Origin of the sequence: Halapricum desulfuricans (assembly GCF_017094465.1) — an archaeon.
In the GTDB taxonomy this organism is placed as follows: domain Archaea; phylum Halobacteriota; class Halobacteria; order Halobacteriales; family Haloarculaceae; genus Halapricum.
Map to the genome: position 1 here is coordinate 2002893 of NZ_CP064791.1, position 24770 is coordinate 2027662.

Annotated in this window: 28 protein-coding genes and 2 tRNA genes; 25 read left to right on the top strand and 5 right to left on the bottom strand. The window is 64.8% G+C overall.

Annotated features, from left to right (window positions below):
* Positions 1 to 140 precede the first annotated feature (140 nt).
* Positions 141 to 965: a molybdopterin synthase gene (locus tag HSEST_RS10245; RefSeq protein WP_229120837.1), complete on the bottom strand. Its 825-nt coding sequence runs from the start codon at positions 963 to 965 to the stop codon at positions 141 to 143.
* 130 nt (positions 966 to 1095) lie between these two features.
* Here HSEST_RS10245 and pyrH point away from each other — a divergent pair, with 130 nt between their 5' ends.
* Positions 1096 to 1794, top strand: coding sequence for a UMP kinase (pyrH, locus tag HSEST_RS10250; protein WP_229120838.1), 699 nt, complete (start codon positions 1096 to 1098; stop codon positions 1792 to 1794).
* On the top strand, positions 1787 to 3451 hold the full coding sequence (gene lysS, locus HSEST_RS10255) for a lysine--tRNA ligase (protein ID WP_229120839.1): 1665 nt from the start codon (positions 1787 to 1789) through the stop codon (positions 3449 to 3451). Before pyrH ends, lysS begins: the two co-directional genes overlap by 8 nt.
* 10 nt (positions 3452 to 3461) lie before the next feature.
* Here lysS and HSEST_RS10260 read toward each other — a convergent pair whose 3' ends face one another.
* The gene (locus tag HSEST_RS10260) at positions 3462 to 4499 is read right to left on the bottom strand and encodes an Mrp/NBP35 family ATP-binding protein (RefSeq protein ID WP_229120840.1); all 1038 of its coding nucleotides are present in this window, start codon (positions 4497 to 4499) and stop codon (positions 3462 to 3464) included.
* 170 nt (positions 4500 to 4669) lie between these two features.
* Between HSEST_RS10260 and moaA the strand changes: the two genes are divergently transcribed.
* The 7 genes from moaA to HSEST_RS10295 all read left to right on the top strand — a co-directional run bounded on the left by moaA (position 4670) and on the right by HSEST_RS10295 (position 11939).
* Positions 4670 to 5683 carry a GTP 3',8-cyclase MoaA gene (moaA, locus tag HSEST_RS10265; RefSeq protein WP_229120841.1) on the top strand — a complete coding sequence of 338 codons (1014 nt, stop codon included), beginning with the start codon at positions 4670 to 4672 and terminating at the stop codon, positions 5681 to 5683.
* Between the two features lie 193 nt (positions 5684 to 5876).
* Complete coding sequence (locus HSEST_RS10270) at positions 5877 to 6521, top strand: helix-turn-helix domain-containing protein (RefSeq protein WP_229120842.1); 645 nt, start codon at positions 5877 to 5879, stop codon at positions 6519 to 6521.
* A 146-nt stretch (positions 6522 to 6667) separates the two neighbouring features.
* A complete protein-coding gene (locus HSEST_RS10275) occupies positions 6668 to 6892 on the top strand; it encodes a 4Fe-4S ferredoxin N-terminal domain-containing protein (RefSeq protein WP_229122986.1) in 225 nt (74 codons plus the stop codon).
* A complete protein-coding gene (locus HSEST_RS10280; RefSeq protein ID WP_229120843.1) occupies positions 6885 to 9350 on the top strand; it encodes a molybdopterin-dependent oxidoreductase in 2466 nt (821 codons plus the stop codon). Before HSEST_RS10275 ends, HSEST_RS10280 begins: the two co-directional genes overlap by 8 nt.
* Positions 9350 to 10078, top strand: a complete 729-nt coding sequence (dsrO, locus tag HSEST_RS10285) for a sulfate reduction electron transfer complex DsrMKJOP subunit DsrO (protein ID WP_229120844.1) — start codon at positions 9350 to 9352, stop codon at positions 10076 to 10078. The genes HSEST_RS10280 and dsrO overlap by 1 nt, the downstream gene beginning before the upstream one ends.
* Positions 10075 to 11403 (top strand): NrfD/PsrC family molybdoenzyme membrane anchor subunit, encoded by a 1329-nt coding sequence (gene nrfD, locus HSEST_RS10290; RefSeq protein WP_229120845.1) that lies wholly within the window; start codon positions 10075 to 10077, stop codon positions 11401 to 11403. Before dsrO ends, nrfD begins: the two co-directional genes overlap by 4 nt.
* Complete coding sequence (locus HSEST_RS10295) at positions 11400 to 11939, top strand: TorD/DmsD family molecular chaperone (RefSeq protein ID WP_229120846.1); 540 nt, start codon at positions 11400 to 11402, stop codon at positions 11937 to 11939. The genes nrfD and HSEST_RS10295 overlap by 4 nt, the downstream gene beginning before the upstream one ends.
* A gap of 3 nt (positions 11940 to 11942) precedes the next feature.
* Here HSEST_RS10295 and HSEST_RS10300 read toward each other — a convergent pair whose 3' ends face one another.
* Positions 11943 to 12584 (bottom strand): helix-turn-helix domain-containing protein, encoded by a 642-nt coding sequence (locus HSEST_RS10300; protein ID WP_229120847.1) that lies wholly within the window; start codon positions 12582 to 12584, stop codon positions 11943 to 11945.
* 447 nt (positions 12585 to 13031) lie between these two features.
* Here HSEST_RS10300 and HSEST_RS10305 point away from each other — a divergent pair.
* The 14 genes from HSEST_RS10305 to HSEST_RS10370 all read left to right on the top strand — a co-directional run bounded on the left by HSEST_RS10305 (position 13032) and on the right by HSEST_RS10370 (position 19556).
* Positions 13032 to 13114: transfer RNA gene (locus HSEST_RS10305), tRNA-Ser, on the top strand.
* Between the two features lie 17 nt (positions 13115 to 13131).
* On the top strand, positions 13132 to 13653 hold the full coding sequence (locus HSEST_RS10310; RefSeq protein ID WP_229120848.1) for a 30S ribosomal protein S13: 522 nt from the start codon (positions 13132 to 13134) through the stop codon (positions 13651 to 13653).
* Positions 13653 to 14165, top strand: coding sequence for a 30S ribosomal protein S4 (locus tag HSEST_RS10315; RefSeq protein WP_229120849.1), 513 nt, complete (start codon positions 13653 to 13655; stop codon positions 14163 to 14165). The genes HSEST_RS10310 and HSEST_RS10315 overlap by 1 nt, the downstream gene beginning before the upstream one ends.
* Position 14166: 1 nt before the next feature.
* Entirely contained in the window at positions 14167 to 14553 is a 387-nt protein-coding gene (locus HSEST_RS10320; protein ID WP_229120850.1) for a 30S ribosomal protein S11, read from the top strand.
* Positions 14554 to 14559: 6 nt separating this feature from the next.
* Positions 14560 to 15309 (top strand): DNA-directed RNA polymerase subunit D, encoded by a 750-nt coding sequence (locus HSEST_RS10325; protein ID WP_229120851.1) that lies wholly within the window; start codon positions 14560 to 14562, stop codon positions 15307 to 15309.
* Between the two features lie 117 nt (positions 15310 to 15426).
* Positions 15427 to 15511, top strand: a tRNA-Leu gene (locus HSEST_RS10330).
* 18 nt (positions 15512 to 15529) lie between these two features.
* Entirely contained in the window at positions 15530 to 15880 is a 351-nt protein-coding gene (locus tag HSEST_RS10335) for a 50S ribosomal protein L18e (protein WP_229120852.1), read from the top strand.
* Complete coding sequence (locus HSEST_RS10340) at positions 15877 to 16314, top strand: 50S ribosomal protein L13 (protein ID WP_229120853.1); 438 nt, start codon at positions 15877 to 15879, stop codon at positions 16312 to 16314. The genes HSEST_RS10335 and HSEST_RS10340 overlap by 4 nt, the downstream gene beginning before the upstream one ends.
* Positions 16308 to 16706: a 30S ribosomal protein S9 gene (locus tag HSEST_RS10345; RefSeq protein ID WP_229120854.1), complete on the top strand. Its 399-nt coding sequence runs from the start codon at positions 16308 to 16310 to the stop codon at positions 16704 to 16706. The genes HSEST_RS10340 and HSEST_RS10345 overlap by 7 nt, the downstream gene beginning before the upstream one ends.
* Positions 16707 to 16718: 12 nt before the next feature.
* Entirely contained in the window at positions 16719 to 16913 is a 195-nt protein-coding gene (locus tag HSEST_RS10350; protein ID WP_229120855.1) for a DNA-directed RNA polymerase subunit N, read from the top strand.
* Positions 16913 to 17095, top strand: coding sequence for a DNA-directed RNA polymerase subunit K (locus tag HSEST_RS10355; RefSeq protein WP_229120856.1), 183 nt, complete (start codon positions 16913 to 16915; stop codon positions 17093 to 17095). The genes HSEST_RS10350 and HSEST_RS10355 overlap by 1 nt, the downstream gene beginning before the upstream one ends.
* Positions 17092 to 18291 carry a phosphopyruvate hydratase gene (eno, locus tag HSEST_RS10360; RefSeq protein WP_229120857.1) on the top strand — a complete coding sequence of 400 codons (1200 nt, stop codon included), beginning with the start codon at positions 17092 to 17094 and terminating at the stop codon, positions 18289 to 18291. Before HSEST_RS10355 ends, eno begins: the two co-directional genes overlap by 4 nt.
* On the top strand, positions 18288 to 19094 hold the full coding sequence (rpsB, locus tag HSEST_RS10365) for a 30S ribosomal protein S2 (protein ID WP_229120858.1): 807 nt from the start codon (positions 18288 to 18290) through the stop codon (positions 19092 to 19094). Before eno ends, rpsB begins: the two co-directional genes overlap by 4 nt.
* A gap of 90 nt (positions 19095 to 19184) precedes the next feature.
* The gene (locus HSEST_RS10370; protein WP_229120859.1) at positions 19185 to 19556 is read left to right on the top strand and encodes a DUF5518 domain-containing protein; all 372 of its coding nucleotides are present in this window, start codon (positions 19185 to 19187) and stop codon (positions 19554 to 19556) included.
* A gap of 7 nt (positions 19557 to 19563) precedes the next feature.
* On the opposite strand, the gene HSEST_RS10375 is transcribed toward HSEST_RS10370, so the two are convergent.
* A complete protein-coding gene (locus HSEST_RS10375) occupies positions 19564 to 22458 on the bottom strand; it encodes an efflux RND transporter permease subunit (RefSeq protein WP_229120860.1) in 2895 nt (964 codons plus the stop codon).
* A 105-nt stretch (positions 22459 to 22563) separates the two neighbouring features.
* Positions 22564 to 23232, bottom strand: a complete 669-nt coding sequence (locus HSEST_RS10380; RefSeq protein WP_229120861.1) for a 2,5-diamino-6-(ribosylamino)-4(3H)-pyrimidinone 5'-phosphate reductase — start codon at positions 23230 to 23232, stop codon at positions 22564 to 22566.
* Positions 23233 to 23419: 187 nt separating this feature from the next.
* On the opposite strand from HSEST_RS10380, the gene HSEST_RS10385 reads away from it, so the two are divergent.
* Positions 23420 to 23680 (top strand): rSAM-partnered protein, encoded by a 261-nt coding sequence (locus tag HSEST_RS10385; RefSeq protein ID WP_229120862.1) that lies wholly within the window; start codon positions 23420 to 23422, stop codon positions 23678 to 23680.
* A complete protein-coding gene (locus HSEST_RS10390) occupies positions 23677 to 24765 on the top strand; it encodes a radical SAM/SPASM domain-containing protein (RefSeq protein WP_229120863.1) in 1089 nt (362 codons plus the stop codon). Before HSEST_RS10385 ends, HSEST_RS10390 begins: the two co-directional genes overlap by 4 nt.
* Positions 24766 to 24770 lie beyond the last annotated feature (5 nt).

Below are 24770 nucleotides of genomic sequence, written 5' to 3' on the forward strand. Positions count from 1 at the left end.
TAAATTCGACCGAGACATTTTAAAACAGTATATCAACTATTCTTTCTTCTTTTATGGGCCGTATTCTATTGTCAATTTGCCCCCAGTCTCCACGCAGTATGAAGCGAAAAACGGATATATTCTACTCCAGAGTCGATATCTCATCGCTCGTGGACCCAGAAGGAATCCTCGACGGTGATCTCCTTTTTGAATATCGGGACGTCGTCTTTGAGACGATCGATCCCGTCGGAGACAGCCTCGAACGCTTCCGTCCGGTGGCCAGCGAGTACGACGACGAAGACGATGTCCTCGCCCGCCTCGATCGTGCCGGTCCGGTGGTGGAGTTCGACCGACAGTACGCCGTCTCGGGATTCGAGGTCGCGTTCGATCGCCGCGAGTCGCTGGTCGGCGACGCCTTCGTATTTTTCGAAGGTCAGACGTTCGGTCCGATCGTCGTCCGCTGATTCTTTCGCTCGGACCTGGCCGGTAAACGTGGCGATCGCCCCGGCGCGCTCGGCCGCTGGATCGTCTTTGACCTGCTGGACGAGTGATCCAAGCGTCTCGAAGGGGTCGGTCGCTCCGAGCGCGTCCACGACCGCCTCGACGTCGACGGCGTCGGCGTCGGTGGCAGTCGCGATCGCTTCGCCGGCGTGGTCGCGGTCGCCGATGACGACTTGCGGGATCGCCGCCTCGCTGAACCCCTCGACGAGAACGTAGTCGAACGCGGGCGCGAGATCGTCGAGCGCATCGCGGAGGGTCCGGTCGGCCCCCGTGGCGAACCACTCGCCGTCGTCGACAATGCCGTAGGTCCGATCGGCGCCGGCCGCGCGGTGACGAGCGGTATCTTTCCCCTCGATATCGATATCGAACTCGTGGAGGTGCTTGATCGTCGCCACGCGCCCGCGATCGGCCAGTCGCTCGGCCAGTCGCTCCAGTAGCGTCGTCTTCCCGGTGTCGGAGTAGCCGACGACACCCAGTACGTGCATGTTTCTCCAGAGGAGGGCCGGCGGTTTGACAGTAGCGGTCACTGTCGACGGTATTCGATGACACGGGAGAAGGACACGTTCAGCGACTCCTTGACAATACTTAAGAGCGCCTCGCGGCTACGCCGATCCGATGAAGACAGTCCTCTCTATCGGCGGGAGCGTGCTCGTCCCGGACCTGGACGCCGGGCGAGTGGCGGACTACGCCGACGTCGTCGAATCGCTGGCGGCAGCGGGCCACGACCTCGGGGTCGTCGTCGGCGGTGGTCCGACCGCGCGGGAGTACATCGGTGCGGCCCGGTCACTGGGAGCCAACGAGGGCGAGCTCGATCAGCTTGGAATCGACACGACGCGGCTGAACGCCCGGCTCCTGCTGGCGGCGCTGGACGAGGACCTCGCGTCACCGACAGTGCCGACGAACTACGAGGAGGCCGCCGAGTCGCTCCACCGGGATCGCGTGGTCGTGATGGGCGGAGTCGTGCCGGCCCAGACGACCGACGCCGTCTCCGCGGCCCTCGCCGAGTACGTCGACGCCGACCGACTCGTGTTCGCGACCTCCGTCCCCGGCGTGTTCGACGCCGATCCCAACGAGGATCCCAACGCCGAGCGCTACGAGGAGATGACGGCGAGCGAACTCGTCAGACTGGTCGCGCGCGGCGAGTCGCTGGGATCGGCCGGGTCGAACGCCCCGATCGACCTGCTCGCGGCGAAAGTCCTCGACCGGTCCGGTATCGAAGCGATCGTCCTCGACGGGACGGATCCGGGAGCGGTCGAGCGGGCTGTCCTGGACGACGACTACGAGGGGACTCGGATCGCGCCGGACCATGACTGAACTCGATCCCTACGAGGTCGGCCGATCGAGCGACCGGGTCTTCTGGGCCGACGCCGTCGCCGACGCGATCGAGGCTCGCGACCCCGACGAGCCGATCGTAATCAAGGGGGGCGTCTCCCCCTCCGGCGTGCCGCACCTCGGCCACGTCAACGAGATTATGCGCGGGTATTTCGTCGCCGAGGCCCTGCGCGAGCGCGGTCACGAGGTCCGACAGGTGTTCACCAGCGACGACCGTGATCGGCTGCGCAAACTCCCGCGGCGACTCGCAGATCTGGACGGGAACGTCGTCGGCCTCGGCGAGGTCGACGCCGGGGCACTCGGCCGGAACCTCGGCAAGCCATACACCGACATCCCCGATCCGTTCGGCTGCTGTGATTCGTATGGAGCACACTTCACGAAGATTCTCGAGCGCGACGCCGAGCGACTGGGCGTCCCGATCGAGTTCGTCTCGAACACGGCACTCTACGAGTCGGGGGAGTTCGACGACGCCATCGAACACGTCCTCGCGAACCAGGACCGCGCGCGCGAAGTCCTCAGCCAGTACCAGGCGAAAGTCGACGAGCACTACGTCCCCTTCCAGGCCCAGTGTGCGGAATGTGGCCACCTCACAGAAGAGATCACCGACGTCGACCTCGACGCCGGCGAGATCGAGTACGTCTGTGCGGACGTCGAGGCCGGCGAGGAGACGATCGAGGGGTGTAGCCACGAGGGGACAGCCTCACTTCGAGAGGGGAAACTCCCCTGGCGCTTCGAGTGGCCCGCCCAGTGGGACGTGCTCGGCGTCGACTTCGAGCCCTTCGGCAAGGACCACGCCGAGGGCTCCTGGCCGTCGGGCGAAGACATCGCCCGGAACGTCTTCGACAGCGAGCCGCCGGTCCCGATGGTCTACGAGTGGTTCACCCTCGATGGGGAGGCACTCTCCTCGTCGTCGGGCAACATCGTCACCGTCGAGGAGGTCCTGGAACTGCTGGAACCGGAGGTGCTCCGGTATTTCTTCCTCAAGGATCCGACGACGGCCCGAGACTTCTCTATCGAGGGTCTCGACCAGCTTGTCGACGAGTTCGACCGCTTCGAGCAGCGCTACTTCGGGGGCGGCGAGGCCGACGGCGATCGAGCCGCGGAGCTCGCCGAACGGGAGGCCGAACTCGCCGAGCGCGCGTATCCGCTGCTCGTCGACGAGGTTCGGCCCGAGCGGCTGCGCATCCCCTATACCTTCGCCGCGGTACTCGGGATGACCGACGACCCCGAGCTCCGAGAGGAGATCGCCCGGCGCGAGGGGCACATCCCCGAAGACGCCCCCGACTGGGCCGTCGAGAAGGCACTCGACCGCGTCGAGCGCGCCCGCGAGTGGGCCCGTCGGACGGACAACGAGTTCAACTACGAACTCAAACGCGAGTCGATCCCCGACATCGAGTTCGACGCGGCGACGAGCGCGGCCCTGGCAGACGTGGCCGACGTCGTCCAATCGGGCGGCGACGGCGAGGATATCCAGGCCGAGATTTACGAGGCAGCCGACCGTCACGGTGTCGAGGTCGCCGATCTGTTCGGTGCCGGCTACCGGCTCTTTTTCGACCTCGAAGAAGGCCCGAAACTCGGGCCGTTCCTGGCGAAGCTAGACCGGTCGTTCGTCGTCGATCGACTCCGGCAAGAACGCTAGAAGCGTACGTCTACTGCTCCGACGCGCGGCGTCGGTCGACGAATCCCTGGTTGTTCGCGGTCTTCTCGACGAACGAGCGGAACGCGTCGGGAGTCTCGCCCTCGCCGAAGACGATCGGTTCGCCCGCGTCGCCGCGTTCGCGGATCGACGGATCGAGCGGGATCTGTCCGAGGAACGGCATCGACATCTCCTCGGCGAACGCCTCGCCGCCGCCGTCGCCGAAGATCGCGTGTTCGGAACCACAGTCGGGACACTTGAACGAACTCATGTTCTCGACGACGCCCAGCACGGGCGTCTCGTGTTTGCCGAACATCTCCAGGCCCTTGCGGGCGTCGTCGAGCGCGACTTCCTGTGGCGTCGTGACGATGACGGCGCCGGCGACGGGGACGGTCTGCAACAGCGTCAACTGGGTGTCGCCGGTCCCCGGCGGCAGGTCGACGACCATGTAATCCAACTCGCCCCACTGGACGTCCTCCCACAGCTGGGTGAGGACTTTGTCGACCATCGGGCCCCGCCAGATGACCGGCGCGTCTTCGCCCATCAGCAGATCGATACTCATGAGCTTCAGGCCGTGCTTTTCCGGCGGGATGATCTGCTCGTCGGGGGTCGCCTTGGGTTGCTCGTCCGAGCCCAGCATCCGCGGGACGTTCGGCCCGTAGATGTCAGCGTCGAACAGCCCCACGTCGGCACCGAGGTCGGACAGTCCGGCGGCCAGGTTGACCGCGACGGTGCTCTTGCCGACGCCACCTTTCCCGGAGGCGACGGCGATGATGTTCGTCACGTTCGGCAGGACCTGCTCACTGGCGTCAAGCCCCTCGTCGATTGAAGCCGACAACTCGACAGCCACATCGAGGTCGGCGAGTGCCTCGCGAACGTCCTCGGCGATCTTCGTCTCCGTCGGCGAGTACGGGGCACCGAGTGCGAGGTCGATCACGACGCTATCGTCGTCGATCGTGATGTCGTTGACGAGCCCCAGCGAGACGATGTCGTCACCGAGGTCCGGATCCTCGACGGTTGCGAGCCGATCGCGTATCTCCTGTTCGTCCATGCAACCGAGTTGGCACCGGACCGTCGATAAGGGTTGTGACACGCGCGATTGGTTTCGCCGTCAGCCGAACGCCGACATCTGAAGGGGAATCAGCGTAATTGAAATTAATTACATCTCGCGACTCACGGGGCGAGGCTTAACACCTCGCGTCACGAAATGCGTCGTGACGAATGCTCGTCGACGGGTTCGGCCGCGAGTTGACCGAGATTCGGGTGTCGCTGACCGACCGGTGTAACTTCGATTGCGTGTACTGTCACAACGAGGGGCTGGGTGACACCCGTGGGCCGATGGCACCACAGGACGAGGAGCTGTCGACCGAAGCGGTCCTGCGCGTGCTGTCGGTCGCCGCCGATCTGGACGTCGAGGCGGTCAAGCTCACCGGCGGCGAGCCAATGTTGCGGGAGGACCTCGAAGAGATCGTTCGACGCGCACCCGACGGCATGGAGGTGTCGCTGACGACGAACGGTTCCATGCTGGCGGATCGTGCCGACGGGCTGGTCGAGGCCGGCCTCGAACGAGTCAACGTCTCCCAGGACGCGGTCGACCCTGAGGCGTTCGCCGAGATCACGCAAAGCGGTGCCTACGACCAGGTCATCGAGGGCGTCGACGCGGCCCTGGACGCGGGGCTCGATCCGGTCAAGCTGAACATGGTCGTCTTCGAGGGGACCGTCGAGTACGTCCCGCAGTTGGTCGACCGGGTCGCCGAACGAGACGGGCTGCGGCTGCAACTCATCGAGTACATGCCCGAGATCGCTGGCCACCCCGAGTGGGCGGTCGACATCGATCGGGTCCACGAGTGGCTCGCCGAGCGGGCCGACCGGATCGAGACCCGCGAGATGCACGACCGCAAGCGGTATTTCATCGCCGACGGGGACGGGGACGGCGAGGGGATGGTCGAGGTCGTCGATCCGGTCGAGAACACCGACTTCTGCGAGAACTGCCATCGCGTGCGCGTGACGCACGATGGATCCCTCAAGGGCTGTCTCAACCGTCCGCGCGTCCACCCGATGGGAGAGTTGACCGAAGCGGAGATCCGGGCCGCGTTCCACGAGGTCGTGGCCGACCGCGTCCCCTACTACGGGGAGTTCATGGTCCAGGAGGACGGCGAGTGGGTGCGAAACGAGGAGTACGTCGGCGAGCGGACGGTCGTCGAGCACATATCGGTTCGGGCAGACGACGACTGATTCGAACGGCCGATTGCGCGACTGGTCCGGATCCCTATATAAAGACCTTATATATAAGCGGTGGGTTGAGCGTTGCCCCGCTCGTCAGTCACTGCATGATGACCGTGTTAAGAGACAAGATCCGGGAAGACGCGCGGAACACGAGCCGCACGGCTGACAGTGGGAATGTGGCGTACGTCGGCGAGCGCCTCGTATGAGCGGTGGCCGGACATCCACAGGGGGTTGCAACGACGGGGCAGTCAGCGAGTCGCGGCGAGCATTGACCGTCGAGCTGGCAGTGGAGTTCAACGCCGACGCCAGGGGTTGTCCGATCGCCGTAGGCTGTGATGCGTCGGCCCCCGTTGACCACCACGTGATCGACGACACGTGTTACGTGTCCTGTGCGAGCTCCGAGGACGGGACTGCAGTTCGGCACAGACAGACCCATGTCGACGGCGAGTGTGTCTGCCGAATCGTCGCCAGTCACGGCTGTTGCCCGTCGCTACAGGCGGCCGCTGACGGCGGACTGATCGTCCGGACGAACCCCGCCGACCGGGCGACGCTCCGGGCGATGATCGAAGAACTCCGCGGAGTCGCTGACGCCGTCCGGATCCGGAGTCTGGTAGTCGACGACGGCGAGACGGCCACCCGATCGGAGCTCGTGAGCCTGCAGACCCTGACCGAGATCGAGCGCGAGACGGTCGAACGGGCGATACTTGAGGGATATTACGATCGGCCCCGGACCGTCAGTTTCGACGATCTGGCGACCGATATGGGTATCACTTCGTCCGCCCTCTCGAAACGCCTCGCTTCAGCGGAAGCCAAGATTATGCGTAGTTTATTCGAAGATCGTGATTAATAGTCCGCTTGATTTGTCGTTTTGTCTGACTATTTCCCGTACTACTTAAACAAGGCCACTATTGAGGGTCAGCGGGAGGGGACAGACAGCCCTACAGAACGCCGTGGTGAATCTGCGTGAACGACACTGCGGACACTCGCGAGGAGATGGCGAGTGTGCTAGACGACGAGGACTGGCAACGGACAGTCGAGGACATCCTCGAAGACGGCCCTCACAGCACGGATCTGGGGCAGATGATGGGCCGGGACGCCGTTCGAGTCAGCATCGGGGAGATGTCCGAACAGGCGTTCCACGAGAAGTATCACGACGCCGTTCTCGAGGAGTTCGGCGTCGACGAACGACCCACTGGGCCGGAGGGGTCCGATGAGTGAGCAAGACGGCGTCAGCCGGCGGTCGGTCCTTCTGGGGGCCGGTGCTGCCGCGGGTGCGCTGGGACTGGGCGGCAGCCGTCTCACCTCGCTGTCAGTCGATCCGGCCGCAGCGAGCGTCGAACAGTTCCTCGATCGCAACGACGTGTTGCACGGCTACTGCTCGCCGAACTGCCGGGGCAAGTGCCAGATGGACGTGTACGTCCGCGACGGGCAGATCCGAAAGGTCGAGCCCAAAGTCCCGGACAACCCGGACTACAAGCGGTCGTGCACGCTCGGGCTCAGCCACATGCAGCGAGCCTACAACCCGACGCGACTGAAGTACCCGATGAAGCGGACAGACTGGTCGCCCGGCGATCCCAACCCGACCGGTCGAGGCCCGGACGCCGAGTTCGAGCGCATCGAGTGGGACGAGGCGCTGGATTACGTGGCTGACGAGATGCTCCGCGTGCGCGAGGAGTACTCGCCCGAAAGCGTCTACTTCGAACTCGGCTCGGGGACCGACGGCATCGGCGCGACGGTCTACAGCCGTCTGGCCGGAGCGTTCGGCGGAACGATGAAGGCGTGGTCGATCGACATCAACGTTGGACTGGGTTTCCGCCGGGTCACCGGCGCGGGGTATTTCAACACGCCGACGAACCAGGCGACCGACATCGAGAACGCCAACACCATCGTCATCTGGGGCGGCAACATCTTCGAGAGTCGCTTCCAGATGGACGCCTCGAAGGTACTCGACGCCAAGCAGAACGGCGCGAAGATCGTCGTGGTCGACCCGGCCTACAACACGACAACGGCAAAGGGAGACCTGTGGCTGCCGGTCAAACCGGGCAGGGACGGCCACCTCGCGATGGCGATGATCTACACGGCCTTCGAGGAGGACTACCTCGACGAGCAGTTCCTCCGGGAACGGACGCTCGGACCGGCGCTGGTCCGGGAAGACGGGACGCTGCTGAAGACGGCGGACGTCTTCGACGACGGTGACGAGGAGACGCCGGTCGCCCTCGAGGAGGCGTCGGGCGAACCGGTCGCCCTCGAACCCGAGACGTACGGCGAGTACGCCCTCTTCGGCGAGTACGAGGTCGACGGCGAGACGGTGACGACCGGGCTGACGGAGATCCGGGAGGCCGCCGCCGACTACGCGCCCGAGGAGATGGCCGAGTACGTCGGCGTCGACGCCGAGAACATCCGCCAGACTGTTCGCTGGCTCGGCACGCGCGGTCCGGGCGGCATCCTGACCGGGCTTGGTGTCGACCGCTACGTCTACGGACACATCTTCGGTCAGGCGTACGCGATCCTGCTCGCCCTGCTCGGCCAGTACGGGATGAGCGGCTGCGTGACCGGCGGGATCACCCAGGGCGGTGGCTTTGCGAGCGACTACGGTGCCGTCGAGGGCGCACCGGGTCCCCGGAGCCTGCAGCAGAAGGGGATCCTCTCGGCGATGGCGGGCGACGACGAGAAGCCGATCAAGGCGATGTACGCGATGGCGTCGAACTTCACCGCCAACCAGATGCCCGACCGTCAGGCGTGGCTCGACGCCCTCGAGAACGTCGACATGGTCGCCGTGGCGGACATGCAACACACGCCCAACGTCCAGCACGCCGACATCGTCCTGCCGGCCTCCCACTGGTTCGAGCGTGAAGACGTCGCCGGAACCTGGACCCAGCCCCACGTCCGCTACAGAGAGCCGGCCCACGAGCCGCTGTGGGAGTCCAAAAGCGACCACTGGATGCTCGTTCGCCTGGCCGAGCGGCTGGGCTACGGCGAGCACTTCGACCGCGATCGCGAGACGACCCTGCAGAAAGTGCTGAACGCCGAGGACCGCTTCTCGCTGGAGGATCTCCGCGAGAAGGGGACCTTCTTCGACGACAGCGCGCCAGAGATCATCTGGCAGGGCGAGTTCAACACCCCGAGCGGCCGCCTCGAGCTCTACGACGAGGACGCGCCCACCGAGAACGGGACGTCGCTTGAGGTTCCGGTTCCGATGGAGAGCCGGACGAGTCCCGATCACGAACTCGCCGAGGAGTACCCGCTCACTTTCCTGCAGAAACACAGTCGGTGGCGGATCCACTCGCAGTTCGGCCGGATGCCGTACCTGCGACAGATCGAGTCGGAACCGGTCGTCGACATCCACCCCGCCGACGCTGAAGAACGGGACATCGAGGACGGCGAGTACGTCCGGATCTACAACGACCGCGGCGAACTCGTCGTCAAGGCCCGATATAACGAGGGCTACCGGCCCGGGATGGTCAACGTCAACCAGGGCTGGTGGGCCGACGACTACGTCCGGGGCCATCACAACGATCTCACGCACACGGACGTCAGCGACGCGATCGAGAACTTCGCGTTCTACGACACCCGCGTCGAGGTCGAGTCGGCGCCGGACGACATCGACACCAGCCAGTACACGGACCCGGATCGGGCCCCCTGGCTCGGCGGACCGAATGACGGAGGTGATAACTGATGACACAGTACGGAATGGTAATCGACCAGGAGCGGTGTATCGGCTGTCAGGCGTGTTCGACAGCCTGTATCGAGGAGAACAACGTCGGACTCGGTCAGGTCTGGAATCGGGTCCTGACCGAGGGAGGCGACAGCATCGAGACGCCCTCGGGAAGCTACCCGATCGACGGGAGCGACGGCACCGCGAGCCTGTCGATGGACTTCCAGCCGACGGCTTGCCAGCACTGTGAGAACGCCCCCTGCGTGAAGGTCTGTCCGGTGAACGCGACCTACACACGGGAAGACGGTATCGTGGAGATCGACTACGAGAAATGTATCGGGTGTCGCTACTGCATGGCGGCCTGTCCCTACAACGCCCGCGTGTTCAACTACGACGAGCCCGAGCACGTTCCCGCGGAGGGGACGGGGAACGTCCCGGAGCGATCGCAGGGCGTCGTCGAGAAGTGCACGTTCTGTAGCCACCGTGTAGAGGAGGACCTCGATCCCGCCTGCGTCAACGCCTGTCCGGCCGACGCACGGATCTTCGGCGACCTCGACGACCCGGACAGTACAGTCTCGAAGTACGTCGACAAATACGAGACACACCAACTACTCGAAGATCTCGAGACGTCTCCAAGCACGTACTACGTCCGCGGCAAGATGACGCCCGGCCGCCAGCGGGTCGGGACGGAACTGGAGGGGACAGCGCGCAAGGACGTGTCGCTGCCCGACGGCGGTGACCGACAATGAGCGATGTCGCCACTGACGGCAGGTTCGGCACGCCGGGCACGGTCTGGATCGCCGCGCTGGCCGTCCTCATCGTCGCTGGGCTGGGCGCGTGGATCTACCAGCTCAGCGAAGGGCTGATCGTGACAGGGATGGACAACGTCTTCTCCTGGGGGCTGTACATCATGCTGTTCGTCTACTTCGTCGGCCTTTCAGCGGGCGCATTGGTCGTCTCGAGCGTCCCGAGGTTCTTCCACTCGGACCGGTACGACTCGATCGCCGTCCTCGGCGGGTTGCTTAGCTTCGCGTGTATCGTGGTGGCGGGCCTGATGATCGTTCCTGACCTCGGTCGGCCGAGCCGGATCACGGGATTCCTCACGTCACCGGACTTCCGATCGCCAATGGTCTGGGAGTTCCTCGTCGTCATGGCGTACGGGCTGTTCAGTGCCGGTTACGTCTGGCTGCTGACTCGCCGGGATCTGGCCGCTCGTGGATCTCGGCTGGCGTTCGGGACTGCGGACACCGAGGCCGGTCGGGAACGCGACAGGCGACTGTCGCTGTGGGCGGCGGCAGTAGCGATCCCGCTCGCGCTCGGGCTCGCGGCCATCGACGGCTGGATCTTCGCATTGCAGATCGGTCGGGGTAGCTGGTTCAATCCCCTCGTCGCGCCCATGTTCGTGATGAAAGGGCTGGTCTCGGGACTGGCGCTGCTTATCGTGACAGGAGTCCTGGCCGACAGATACACTCGGTTCGAGCTCTCGGATCGACAGGTGCCCGAACTCGGGAAAGCGCTGGGCGTGTTTATCGCCGTGCACATCGTCTTCCTGCTGGGTGCCGAGCGACTCCCCCACGCGTGGGCAGCGAACTTCGAGTTCTGGACGATTACGAGTTCGTTCCTCGTTGGTGACTCGCTGTACTTCTGGCTGTGGACCGTCGTCGGCGGGGTACTCCCGCTCGCTCTGCTGGCTGTTCCGTCCTTGCATAAGCGGACGTGGGCCGTCGTGGCCGCGAGTGTCCTCGCGATCGTCGGTACCGTCTTCGAGGGCGTGAACCTCATCTTCACTGGCTACACCGATTTGAACATCGACGCTGCCCCGGGCGTGGCTGTCGGACGTGACTACACCGGGTTCGGATCGGACATCTGGGCGACTGCCGGAACGTACACGCCGACGGTGGTCGAACTGGTCGTCTCGGTCGGGATCGTCGCGCTGGGTGCACTGATCGTGACGCTGGGGCTCAGATACCTCCCTGTCGCCCCTGAGAAAACTGCCGGGTTCGGATCGTCGGGCGGGAAACCCGACACGGCAGTCGCCGACGGTGGCGACGAACCGACGGGGCGTGACAAATGAGCGACGCCGCGAATCAGAGTCGCCGGCAAGTGCGTGCGCAGGGATACGCCGTGCTGGCGCGGTGCTGGCGACAGCCGGACAACGACCTGATCGAAGCGATCGACAGCGGCGAACTCGACGCGATCGTTCCCGGCCTACGGGCAGTCTCACTCGGGGACCTCCGAGCGGAACACACCCGCCTGTTCGTCGGCCCGAAGGGGCCGCCCTGCCCGCCCTACGAGAGCGTCTACCGGGACAGCGACGGCGAGGGTCCGAGTAACGTGCTCGGTCCCTCGACCGGCGCGGTCGTCGAGTGGTACCGGGCGTACGGTCTGGGACTCGATCCGGACTGGCCGGACCTGCCCGATCACGTCGCGACGGAACTGGAGTTCGCCGCGCATCTGCTCGCTACCGAGGGGGACGCGACGCTCGAACAGTTCCTCGAGGAGCATCCCCGACAGTGGTTCAATAGGTTCCTCGGGGCGGTTCGAGCGGAGACGCGCGAGCCGTTCTACGCGGAACTGGCCGACGCGACCGAGCGAGTGGTACTCAAATAGGTGTCACTCGCAGCCGTCGGCGAGCGTGTCGAACACCTGTCGCATGACCTTCGATTCGGCGGCACCAAGCCGCTGTGAGACGGCGGCGGCCGAGATGTCGAGCTCGTCGGCGATGTCATCGACCGAGGCGTGCCGCGGCTGTCGGTAATACCCTCTCGTGATGGCCAGAGTCACTGTCTCACGCTGTTTGTCGGTCAGATCGGTGAGATCCATCGTCGTCTCGGCCGAGCTGTCGGTCCCAAGCTGGACCAGCTTTCGGAGCGTCACGCTCTCGGCGACTGACCGCAGGCGTCCGACGACATCCTGCACTTCGGTTCGATCGCCAAGGGGGATGCCAATGACGACGCGTTCGGGGCGTATCTCATTCAGGCGCGGGATATATCCGGCGTCAGTCAGCACTTTCGAAGGACACAGACTATCACACTCCTGGGTGATTCTGATCGTTCGGGGCTCATCACTGTGCGTGCGCACGTCGATCAGACACGTCTCGTCCCGGAATTGCTGGTGTTGCACGTCGACCGGCGGATCCAGTTCGACGAGCGGACACCACTCGATCGGATCCACCCTGACATCGAACTCCGCATACAGAGAACACTCGACGAGGTCGAACGTGGATGCCGTTGTTTGGCCGGGAGTGCTGTTCATGTTTTGAAAAAGAAGAGGGCCACGAAGAGGGTTTTGACGTGGAACCGCGTGCTGAGAGGAGCCGAAACTGCCATGCCCCCCTGAAGCGAAGGCAATGGGAGATGCCCCCCACGTCAGCACGGGCGACGATCCGACGAGTGCTGTGTTCTCGGATTCGAAACTGTCGGTCCACGGCATCTGTGATCACATGCGGCGGACGGTGCCGTTCGGACATGGTTCGAGACATGGCGTGATTGGTACCCGCCGGAGTCGTTCGCGGGACGGCCGATGTCCGGCGACGGGCCGCCACTGCCCGACAGTGACCGCCGATAATCGGAGTACGGGACCCACCGACACGCGGCGACCGATCCGTTGGGCTTATATGCTGGCACGACCGAGCCATCACGTACGAATCGTGCAGGGGGACTGGCCCCCGAGTCCGAGAGGGCGCGAGTACACTGCAAGCGAGTCGTGGTAGCCAAGCGGCCCAAGGCGCATGGTTGCTAACCATGTGGCGTCAAGCCTCCGGGGTTCGAATCCCCGCCACGACGCTTCACCCAACCCACACATGAGTGCAGAAGACCCAGACGCGGACACACCGGAGGACGACGAAGACCTCCAGTACTTCGTCCGCATCGGACAGACGGACCTCGACGGCACGAAGTCCCTCGAGCGTTCGCTGACGGACATGAACGGTATCGGCCACCGCGCCGCTCGGATCATCGCCCAGAAGGCGGGCGTCGATCGACGGGAGACCTTCGGCCGCCTCGACGAGGAGCAGATCGACGAGATCGTCGAACTGGTCGAAGGCTTCGCCGACGAGGTCCCCGAGTGGCTCGCGAACCATCGCAACGACTTCTTCAGCGGGGAGACGTCCCACGAGATCGGCAACGACCTCGATCTCACGAAGCGACAGGACATCAACCGCATGAAGATGATCGACTCCTACAAGGGCGTCCGCCACAAGCGCGGACAGAAAGTCCGTGGCCAGCGCACCAAGTCCACGGGCCGTACCGAGGGGACGATCGGTGTCAACGTCGAAGCGATCAAGGAAGAACAGGCTGAGGAAGCCGAAGCTGAGGAAGAATAATGGCACTCGGATCAAACACCAAGTTCTACGAGACGCCGAACCACCCATACCAGGGTGAACGTATCGGCGAGGAGTCCGGACTGCTCACCCAGTACGGCCTCAAGAACAAAGAGGAGCTCTGGCGCGCCCAGTCCGAACTCCGTGGCTACCGCCGCGAAGCTCGTGAACTGCTCGGTCAGGCCGACACCGGCGACGAGGAGGCCAGCGAGTTCATCGCTCGGCTCAGGCGCCTGGGAATCCTCGGCGAGCAGGACACGCTCGACGACGTCCTGCGACTGGACGTGACCGACGTGCTCGAGCGCCGCCTGCAGACGGTCGCCTACCGAAAGGGACTGGGCAACACGCCCGAGCAGGCCCGGCAGTTCATCGTCCACGGACACGTCACCGTCGACAGCGCCCGGGTCCAGACCCCCTCGAAGAAGGTCGCCGTCGAAGAGGAGAGCTCGATTGCCTTCGACGAGAACAGTCCGCTCGCGGACGAACTCCACCCAGAACGCGCGGAGGAACAATAACATGGCAGAAGAAGAGGACAGCAAGTGGGCGCTCGCCCACGTGCACGCATCGTTCAACAACACGATCATCACGATCACCGATCTGACCGGTGCCGAGACGCTCGCGAAGAGCTCCGGTGGGACCGTCGTCAAGCAGAACCGCGACGAGGCCTCGCCGTACGCCGCGATGCAGATGGCCGAGACCGTCGCCGAGGACGTACAGGCACAGGGCGTCGAAGGCGTCCACGTTCGCGTGCGTGGTCCCGGTGGCAACCTCCAGACCAACCCCGGTCCGGGTGCGCAGGCGACGATTCGTGCCCTGGCCCGTGCGGGGCTGGAGATCGGTCGCATCGAGGACGTCACGCCGATCCCACACGACGGCACACGCAGTCCGAAATCCAGCGGGTAATCTACAATGGCAGACTACGACGTAACGTTCATCGAGCGCGACGACACCGAGGCGAAGTTCCTCGTCCGTGGTGTCACGCCGGCGTTCGCCAACGGCATCCGCCGGGCGATGATCGCCGACGTGCCCACGTTCAGCATCGATACCGTCCGGTTTATCGAGAACTCCTCGGTGATGTTCGACGAGCAGCTCGCGCTCCGGCTGGGACTGATTCCGCTGACGACGCCGCTCGGCGGCGAGTTCGACGATGACGACACCGTCACGCTCGCGCTCGACGTCGAGGGGCCGGAGACAGCCTACTCCGACGATCTCGTCTCCAGCGACGACCTCGTGCAGCCGGCCGAAGAAGGCGTGCCGATCATCGACCTCAAGGACGGCCAGCGGCTGGAGCTGGAGGCCGACGCCGAACTCGGCTACGGTCAGGACCACGCCAAACACCAGGGCGGTGTGGCGGTCGGCTACCGACACCTCCAGCGCGTCGAGGTCGTCGGCGACCGCGACGAATTCCACGACGACGAGCCCAATATCGTCCGTGGCGTCATCGAGACCGAGGACGGCGATCTGGTGCCGACCGAGGAATTCGACAACGATCTCACCGAACGCTACCCTGACAGCGAGGTCGAGGTCACGGACGTCGAGAACGCGTTCGTCTTCGACGTCGAGACGGACGGATCGTTCGACGTCGACACGCTCGTGCGCGCGGGGGTCGATTCGATCCGCGGCCGCGCCGAGGAACTGAAAGAAGCTGTACAGCTATAACGATGAAAACTGCCCTTCGACACCCACGGCGTCCGTCCGCTGCCCCCAGCGGTGCGAGCGCGACGGATCGCCGGACCGAAAGGGGTTTGAAGGGCCACGAAAAACAGACTAACGCGAGCAGGGATAGCCAAGTCTGGCCAACGGCGCAGCGTTCAGGGCGCTGTCCCGTAGGGGTCCGCAGGTTCAAATCCTGCTCCCTGCACTTTTCAGGAGGGACGTTATGAGTAAGAGTAACCCGAGACTCAGTAGTCTCATCGCCGATCTGAAGTCGGCCGCCCGGTCCTCGGGCGGAGATGTCTGGGGCGACGTTGCCGACCGGCTGGAAAAGCCGCGGCGCACCCACGCAGAAGTCAATCTGGGACGTATCGAACGATACGCCCAGGAGGACGAGACCGTGGTCGTCCCGGGCAAGGTTCTCGGCAGTGGTGTCCTGCAGAAGGACGTCACTGTCGCGGCCGTCGACTTCTCTAGCTCGGCCGAGACAAAGATCGAACAAGTCGGCGAGACCGTCTCGCTCGAAACAGCAGTACAGGACAATCCCGAAGGGTCCAACGTGCGGGTGATCCGATGAAAGCAGATACGATCGACGCCGACGTGATCGTCGACGCCCGTGATTGCATCATGGGTCGTGTGGCGAGTCAGGTCGCAGAACGCGCGATGGACGGGGAGACGATCGCCGTCGTCAACGCCGAGCGCGCCGTTATCACCGGCCGCGAAGGCGCCGTGAAGGAGAAGTACCGGACGCGGCGGGATCTGGGTTCGGACAAGGGTCCGGCCTACCCCAAACGCCCCGACGGGATCTTCAAGCGCGCGGTCCGTGGCATGATTCCCTACAAGGAACAGCAAGGTCGCGAGGCCTTCGAGAACGTCCGCGTCTACGTGGGCAACCCCTACGACGAGGACGGAGAGATCCTCGAGGGCACGTCGCTGGATCGGCTATCGAAGATCAAGTTCGTCCAGCTGGACGAACTCGCGGAGAGCTTGGGAGCGAACGTAACATGGTAACGAACACATCAGGCAAGAAGAAGACCGCCATCGCTCGCGCGACCGTGAGCGACGGCGAAGGCCGGGTGCGGATCAACTCTCGGCCGGTCGAACTGGTGGAACCGGAGCTGGCACGGCTAAAGATGCTCGAACCCTTCCGGATCGCCGACGACGACCTGCGCGAGGCAGTCGACGTCGACGTGACGATCGAGGGCGGCGGCACGACCGGGCAGGCGGACGCCACCCGAACGGCGATCGCCCGCGGGCTCGTCCAGCACACGAACGACGCGGAACTGCGCGACGCGTTCATGGAGTTCGACCGCTCGCTGCTGGTCAACGACGTGCGCCAGTCCGAACCCAAGAAGTGGGGCGGACCCGGTGCTCGCGCGCGCTATCAGAAGTCCTACCGCTAAGGTGATTCAAATATGATGGTACCGGTCAGGTGTTTCACCTGTGGAAACGTCATCGGCGGCGAATGGGAGGAGTTCAAAGAGCGGGCCCGTGAGGGCGACGAAGACCCCGAGAAGGTGCTCGACGAGCTGGGCGTCGAACGACACTGCTGTCGGCGGATGCTCGTCTCACACGAGGATCTCGTCGACATCGTCGCACCGTATCAATGATGAGCACACAGCGATACAACCGCTACGAGAAGGCTCGCATCATCGGTGCGCGAGCGCTGCAGATCGCACACGGTGCGCCGGTGCTGATCGAGACCGATCAGACCCAGCCGATCCTCATCGCAGCCGAGGAGTACGACGCTGGCGTCCTTCCCTTCACCGTCAACCGAGGACAACACACATGACACTCATTACCGACATTCGACTACGACGCGTACTGGATTCGCGAGGGAACGCCACCGTCGAGGCCGACGTCACCACCGAGAGTGGTGGCTTCGGCCGTGCGGCCGCTCCGAGCGGCGCGAGTACTGGTGAACACGAGGCGATCGAACTCCCGGCTCACGAGGCGATCGCCAACGCCCGCGAACACGCCGTCCCGCGGCTTGTCGGCGAGGTCTTCGCCGGCGATCAGCGCGAGGTCGACGCCGCGCTACACGCCGCCGACGGGACGGACGATTTCTCGGAGATCGGCGCCAACAGCGCGGTCGCGATCAGTATGGCCGCCGCCAAGGCCGGTGCCGACGTGCTCGGCGCACCGCTGTACCAGCACCTGGGCGGGACCTTCCGGGGCGATCAGTTCCCGACCCCGCTGGGCAACGTCGTCGGCGGCGGCGAGCACGCCGAGGAAGCCACCAACATTCAGGAGTTCCTCTCGGCTCCGGTGGGCGCACCGAGCGTGACCGAAGCGGTCTTCGCGAACGCGCAGGTCCACGCCCGTATCGGCGAACTCCTCGAAGAGAAGGGCGTCCCCGCCAACAAGGGCGACGAGGGTGCCTGGGCGCCGCCGATCGGCGACGACGAGGCCTTCGAAATCGTCGACCAGGCCACCACCGAAGTCAGTGACGACCTCGGCTTCGAGATTAGCTTCGGCCTGGACATGGCCGCCGCCGAGATGTACGAGGACGGCGAGTACGTCTACGAGGGTGAGGCCAACCGCTCGACGGCCGAACAGATCGACTACGTCGCCGAAATGGTCGATGAATACGACATGGCCTACGTCGAGGATCCGCTGGACGAAAACGACTTCGAGGCCTTCGCCGAGTTGACCGACCGCGTCGGCGACCGGACGCTCATCTGTGGCGACGATCTGTACGTCACCAACGTTGAGCGCCTCCAGGACGGCATCGACAAGGGCTCCTCGAACTCCATTCTCATCAAGCCCAACCAGATCGGCACCCTCTCCGACGCCGTCGACGCCATCGAACTCGGGGCCGCAAACGGCATCCAGTCGGTCGTTTCCCACCGTTCGGGTGAGACTGAGGACACGACAATCGCCCACCTCGCCGTGGGTGCAGCCGCCCCCTACATCAAGACCGGCACCGTCGCCGGCGAACGCACCGCCAAACTGAACGAACTCATCCGCATCGAAGAACAAGCATGAGTCAGGACGAAGAAGACGACATCGACGAGACTTCGGAGGCCGCCGGCGACGCCGGCGCTGTCACCGAGACGGAGGAATCGCCGGCGTCCGAGGGCGACACGCCGACGGACGCTGCGAACGAGTCACAGGATACGGAATCGACGGCCGAGACGGCGGACGCCGAAGAGACCGACACCGAGGAGGAGCCGGCTCTCGACGAGGACGTGATGCCGGAAGGCGAGGAGGCTGACCTCCTCATTCCCGTTGAGGACTATCTCGGCGCCGGGGTCCACATCGGGACCCAGCAGAATACGTCGGACATGGAGCGGTTCATCCACCGCGTCCGCACGGACGGACTGTACGTGCTGGACGTTTCGATGACCGACTCCCGGATCCGCACCGCTGCGGACTTCCTCGAGAACTACGACCCCGAGCAGATCCTCGTGGCCTCCTCGCGGCAGTACGGCCGTTTCCCGGCCGAGAAGTTCGCCGAGGCCGTCGGGGCACGCGCCCGGACGGGCCGGTTCATCCCCGGGACGCTCACCAACCCCGACTACGAGGGCTACATCGAGCCCGACGTCGTGGTCGTCACCGACCCGATCGGTGACGCCCAGGCCGTCAAGGAGGCCATCACGGTCGGCATCCCGGTCATCGCGATGTGTGACTCCAACAACACGACCAGCAACGTCGATCTGGTGGTCCCCACGAACAACAAGGGTCGCAAGGCTCTGAGCGTGGTCTACTGGCTGCTGGCCAACGAGACGCTGGATCGCCGCGGTGCCGAACCCGCCTACGCGCTCGAAGACTTCGAGAGCGAGATCTGATCGCAGTTTTTCGAAACGTTTCGTCCGCGCACTTCGAGAGCCGTTTCTGTCTCCGAAAGGTTCACGTGAGCGGCTGATCAGCTACTGTGCATGGGAAACGGAGATACCGGCCTGAACGCAGTGATCGGTGCGGTCGTCACGGTCGTCACGACGTTCATCCCGTTCTCGCCGGTGCTCGGCGGTGCGGTCGCGGGCTACCTGCAGCAGGAAGACTCCTCGACGGCACTCAAAGTCGGTGCGCTCTCCGGAGCGATAGCCGCGATACCGCTCCTGTTCGTCATCGCACTGCTCGGTAGTGTGTTGCCGTTCCTCCCGGCGCTTTTCGACGGTCCGGGTGCGTTCGCGGGGATATTCGTCGTGTTTGCGATCTTCGCTATCCTGGCGTCGGTCGTCTACACCGTCGGTCTGAGCGCCATCGGCGGGTACCTCGGGTGGTACCTCGAAAGCGAGACGGATCTGTAGGCGGCTGCTACTCGCTCGAAGCGGCTGTACCGACGTCGCCGTCACTGCTGTCGGCGTCCGCGGGAACGTCGAGCTTCTCGGATGGCCCGACCAGTCGCGTCCAGACGACCAGCAGGCTCGGGAGCACGAGCACGCTCGCGAGGAACGCGTAGATGATCGTGAGGCCGGTGATGATCCCGAACTGCTGCAGCGACGGCAGGAGTGCGATCGAGAGAGTCCCGAACCCGCCGACGGTCGTCGCCGCACTCCCGAGCAGCGCGCCGCCAGTGCCGGTGACGCTGCGTTCGAGGGCGGCCCAGGCGGAGTCGTGGCGCTCCAGTTCCTGGTTGTATCGCTCGGAGATGTGAATGCTGTAGGCGACGCCGAGCCCGACCGTGAGACTGGTGATCATCCCGGTCAGGACGTTGAACGGGATCCCGGCGAGGTACATCGTCCCGAGGATCCAGGAGACGCTCAGCGCGACCGGGACCAGCGTCACGAACCCGAGTGTCGCGCTACCATCGGTGACGCGATAGACGATCATCAGGAACGCGAACACGGAGACGAGCGTGATCAGCAGGCTCTCCAGGACAGTGTCGAGTAGCTGGTCCTGGACGATCTCGAAAAGGATCGTCTGACCGGTCGCGATCGCGGTGAACTGCTCGGTCTCGGTGTTCGTCGCGACGCTTCGGAGCTGTTCGGTCGCCTCCGCGCCGGACGCGGTCCCCTTCAGATCGACGACGAGCCGCGCAGCCGTGTAATCACCGTCCTCGCGGGCGAGGACCGCACCGGCCTCCTGTGGGTTCGCCTCGAACAGCGCGTCGTAGACGGCCGTCAGGTTCTCCTCCGGAATGCCGTCGTTGTCGGTATCGGCGGCATCGAATGTCCGGTTGAACGCGTCACTCCGGGAGGCGGCACGCGTCTCGTTGAGGACCGTCAGTGGCGTCTGGATCGACGCCTGCCCGTTCGAGAGCCGTTGCGTAATGTCCTTCGAAGCGATTTCGCTCTGGGATCGCCGGACCACGTCCAGCGTTCCGTCGCTCGCGACCTCCCCGCGTAGCAGGATGCTCGCCTGTGCGTCCTGCCGCTGGAAGCGTTCGTTGACGTATTCGAGATTCGCCTTGGCGTTGTACTCGCCGGGCGCGAACGGTTCGGGCAGGTTCTCCGTCCAGCCCGGCGGGTCCTCGGCGAGGAAGTCCTCCTGTGAGAAGGACGTGTCGACCTGCGTCGCGCCGTAGACACCGCCGGCGCTGAGCAACAGCGCGATCGCGATCACGACCGGGGCCGACCGCTTCGCGCCGAGTGAGCCGATCTTGAGTAGCTGACTCAGCCGTCCGCCACCAGTTCCGATGGCGCGTTTCGTCCGGTCGATCCCACGCGCTTCGAGGAACTCGTCGATCTCGATCTTCAGTGCCGGCGTCAAGACGCCGAACACCAGGAATGCGGCGACGATCCCGAAGGAACTGACGACACCGAAGTCCCGAATCGGCGGCACCGGACTGACGAGATTCGAGAGAAAACCGATCACCGTCGTCGCCGTCACCAGCGCCAGCGCGATACCGACGCCGCCGAGGCCGACCCGCATCGCTTTCCGGAGGTTGCCGTTGCCCATCTCGAAGCGCTCCTCGCGATGGCGCATGAAGATGTGGATCGCGTAGTCGATCGAGAGGCCGATCAACAACACGGGGACGGCGATGAAGATCTGGTTGAAGTCGATGTTCGTCCAGCCCATGAACCCGAACGTCCAGACGAGGACGGCCACGATTCCGACGATACCGAGGATTATGTCGAGCAGGTCACGGTACCCGACCGCGAGTGCAACGACGACGAACAGCAACGCGAGCGGGCCGACGAGCGCCATGCTGTCGCTCATCGACTGATTGATCTCGTTGGTGATGATGCCGCTCCCGAACACGACGAACTCGAGATCACTGTCGTCGCCGAGATCCTGCATCGCCAGCTGGGCGTCGGTGATCTCCTCGCCTGCAGTCCCGCCTGCGGCGACCGGGCCGTCGGTCCGCTGAGTGACCAACAGCATCGTCGCGTTCGCGGCGGTCGATCCGGGTTCGTAGTACTCGCCGGCCGGCATAAACCCGAGCGCCTGCTCGGAGGCCTGCCCGGCCTCACCGCTGAGGACGGTTCGGACGAGCGTCTGGAGCTCGGCCTCACTCAGCGACTGGATCGCTCCGATCTGCCGTTCGAGCGTCGGCGATCGGATCGTCGCTTCGATGTCCGACTGTTCGATCGGCTGGGTCAGTCGCTCCTGTCCCAGGAACTGTGCGAATTCGTCTCTGAGTACACCGCTGGTGCCGAGTCGATACGCCTCTCTCTGTTCGGCCCCGGACGTGGCGTTCCGGAGGTCTGCGACCGCCTGCTCGAAGGTCGCACCGTCGGTCCGGTCGAGCTCGATCGGCGTGTTCGCGTTCGCATTCGCAAAGGCAGCTGCGGCAGTTACGTTGGGATCTCGGACCGCAGTCGTCATCGCCGCCCGAAGCGCGTTCTGGGTCTCGTTAATCGCCTGGAACTCCTGCTGGATCGCACTCCGAGCGATCAGGTTCGCAACGCCGAACGTCGCCGGCGTCTGCCCGGCCGATTCATTCACGAGCGTCGCGTTGACCTGTGGATCGTCTCGGAGCCGCTGTTGGTATGCGAGTGTCTCGATCAGCGACTCGTTGGAGAGAACGTTCTCCCCGCGGACGATCACCTGGACGCGCGTCACGTTGTCCGGCCCGGACGCGAAATTCTCGCCGATGTACGCCGAGGCGTCAGCCTCGGCCGTGTCCGACTGGAACTGATCGAGCGACGACTGCTGTTCGACCGCACCCGCACCGGCACCCATGATCACCGTCAACACCAGCATGGCGGCGATCGCGATCCGGGTATGGCCAGTCACGACACCGACGATACGGTCAACGGCGCTCACGGGTCCACCTCGACATTGTTGTTACTTGCATACTAACTGCCTACCACTGAGGTCGAGACGGGTATATGTTTGGCGGTTCGTGCACTGTCGGCCGCCTTCGCGGCGTTATCGCCCGGAGACGTGATACCGCAAGAGAGCGCCGTCGTCGATCCGCTCGATATCGCGCAGCCGCAGTTGCGGGAATCGGTCAGTGAAGCCGTCGCCGTCCGAAAGCGTCGGGGCGTCGCGCCCGCCGATCATTATCGAACCGACGAACACGGAGAGCTCGTCCACGAGGCCGGCCTCGAACAGCGAGAACACGAGTTCGCCACCGCCCTCGACCATCACCTGCTCGATGCCGTGGGTTTCCAGTCGGTCGAATGCCACCGACAGGTCCACACGGTCCTCACCGGCAGTGACGACGGTCGCACCTTTCGTTCGTGCCTCGGTGAGGGCCTGGTCGGTCGCGGTGTCACTGGCCAGCAAGATCGTCTCTGCGGCGTCGTCGTAGACGGTCGCGTCGGTGGGAGTGCGCAGCCGCGAGTCGGCGATCACCCGCGCCGGTTGGGGCGGGTCACCACGCTCGGTCCGGGCGTCGATCCGCTCGCGATCGTCGACGGTCAGCGACGGATCGTCGGCCAGGACGGTGCCGACACCGACCATCACCGCGTCGCTGTCGGCCCGGAGTGCGTCGACGCGGTCGAAGTCCTCGGCACCGCTGATCGCGACTTGCTCGCGGTGTCGTGTCGAGAGTTTCCCGTCGACGCTCATCGCAGCGTTGACGATGACGTGCATGTGAACGATTACTCGGGGCGAGCGAAAACCGCTTGTGATGCAGCCGCTGGTTCACCGAATCGAGCCGCGGGCAACAATCGGAAACGATTGCCGGAAATCGGAGTAGAGCCGATAAGACGCCCGGTCAGTTCTCAATCGGTGGGAACGGGCGGGGTCCGTAAGAGCGGGCAACGGGTACAAACAGGCAATGCCAGCTCGACCAACGGCACGGACGACGGACGGCCGGGACGCCGACGGGACGATCCCCGCAAAGGAGTGGGTCGTGTTCACTCGTGAGACGCCGACGGATCCGGCGGTACATACCGGAACCGTCCGGGCGGACGACGAAATAGACGCTCGCGAGCGCGCGGCGTCGTTGTTCCCGGGCGTTGCCGCGCGGTGGCTCTGTCCGGCGGATGCGATCGATCGCGACAGCTCGACGCCGCTAGAAGCGGGTGAGCCCGCATGATCCAGCTCGACACGCTCCTCTGTGGCTGTGAGCATCCGGCGTCTGCATCGCTCGGCGATCCCGACGTCGAATGGGTGCTCGAAGACGGAGAGCTACTCGGCGACCGGGATCCGCTCTCGCCGTCGGAGCGACTCGCCGTGGTCGATCAGCTCGCCGAATTCGGTATCGAGACCCTGCGGCTGTCCGGTACGGCCGGCATCGACGCCGACGCGATCGACGAGCTCGTCGGACGAGCCGCCGAGCAGGACGTGGAAACGACGCTTCGACTCAACGGTGAGCAACTCGACCGGGACCGTCTCGAGTCGCTTGCGGACGCCGGGCTCGATCGGATCAGCGTCGTCGTGAAAGGGCTGTCGACGCCCCGGCAGAAACACACCGCGTCCGACGCGACGGATACCGCACTGGAGACGCTCCGGGCGGCCGAGGGTATCGATCTGGCGACCGAGTTGCGCTTCCCGCTGCAGGCCGAGAGCGCGGTCGACATGGAGGAGATATACGACCTCGCTGGACTGCTATCGGCCGATCGGTTCCGGCTCGCGCACGTACCGGACGACGACCTCGACGACGAGCGCCGCCGCCGCGCGGTTCGCCGGCTCGCGGATCTGACCCGGGACGCCCACGAGCGGGGCAATCACCTGGAGACGGTTCTGAGCGGCGGGATCGACGCCGGATACGTGACCGAATACACCCGCGACCGTCTCGACGGGGAGTGTGCGACCAACGTTCGCGAGTCGCTCCGGGAACGGCTCGGGACCGCCCCGTCACCGCCGGTCGCGAAGATCGGACCGGCCGGGTCGGTGTACCCGGGCCCGTTCTGGGACCGGTACGCGCTCGGGTCGGTACGCGACCGGCCGTTCGGCGCGATCTGGACCGACGAATCCAACCCGCTGCTGGAGCGGCTCCGCCACGAGGAAGCCGCGCTGCCCGACCGCTGTCGCCACTGTGAGTTCGGCGACGTCTGCAGTGGCGGTTCGCGCGGGCGTGCGCTGGTCGCTCACGACGATCCGTTCGAGCCGGATCCAGTCTGTTACGTGGATAAAGAGAGAGCAGCGAGCGGTTCTACAGTCGAGTCGACGGCGGACTGATACCG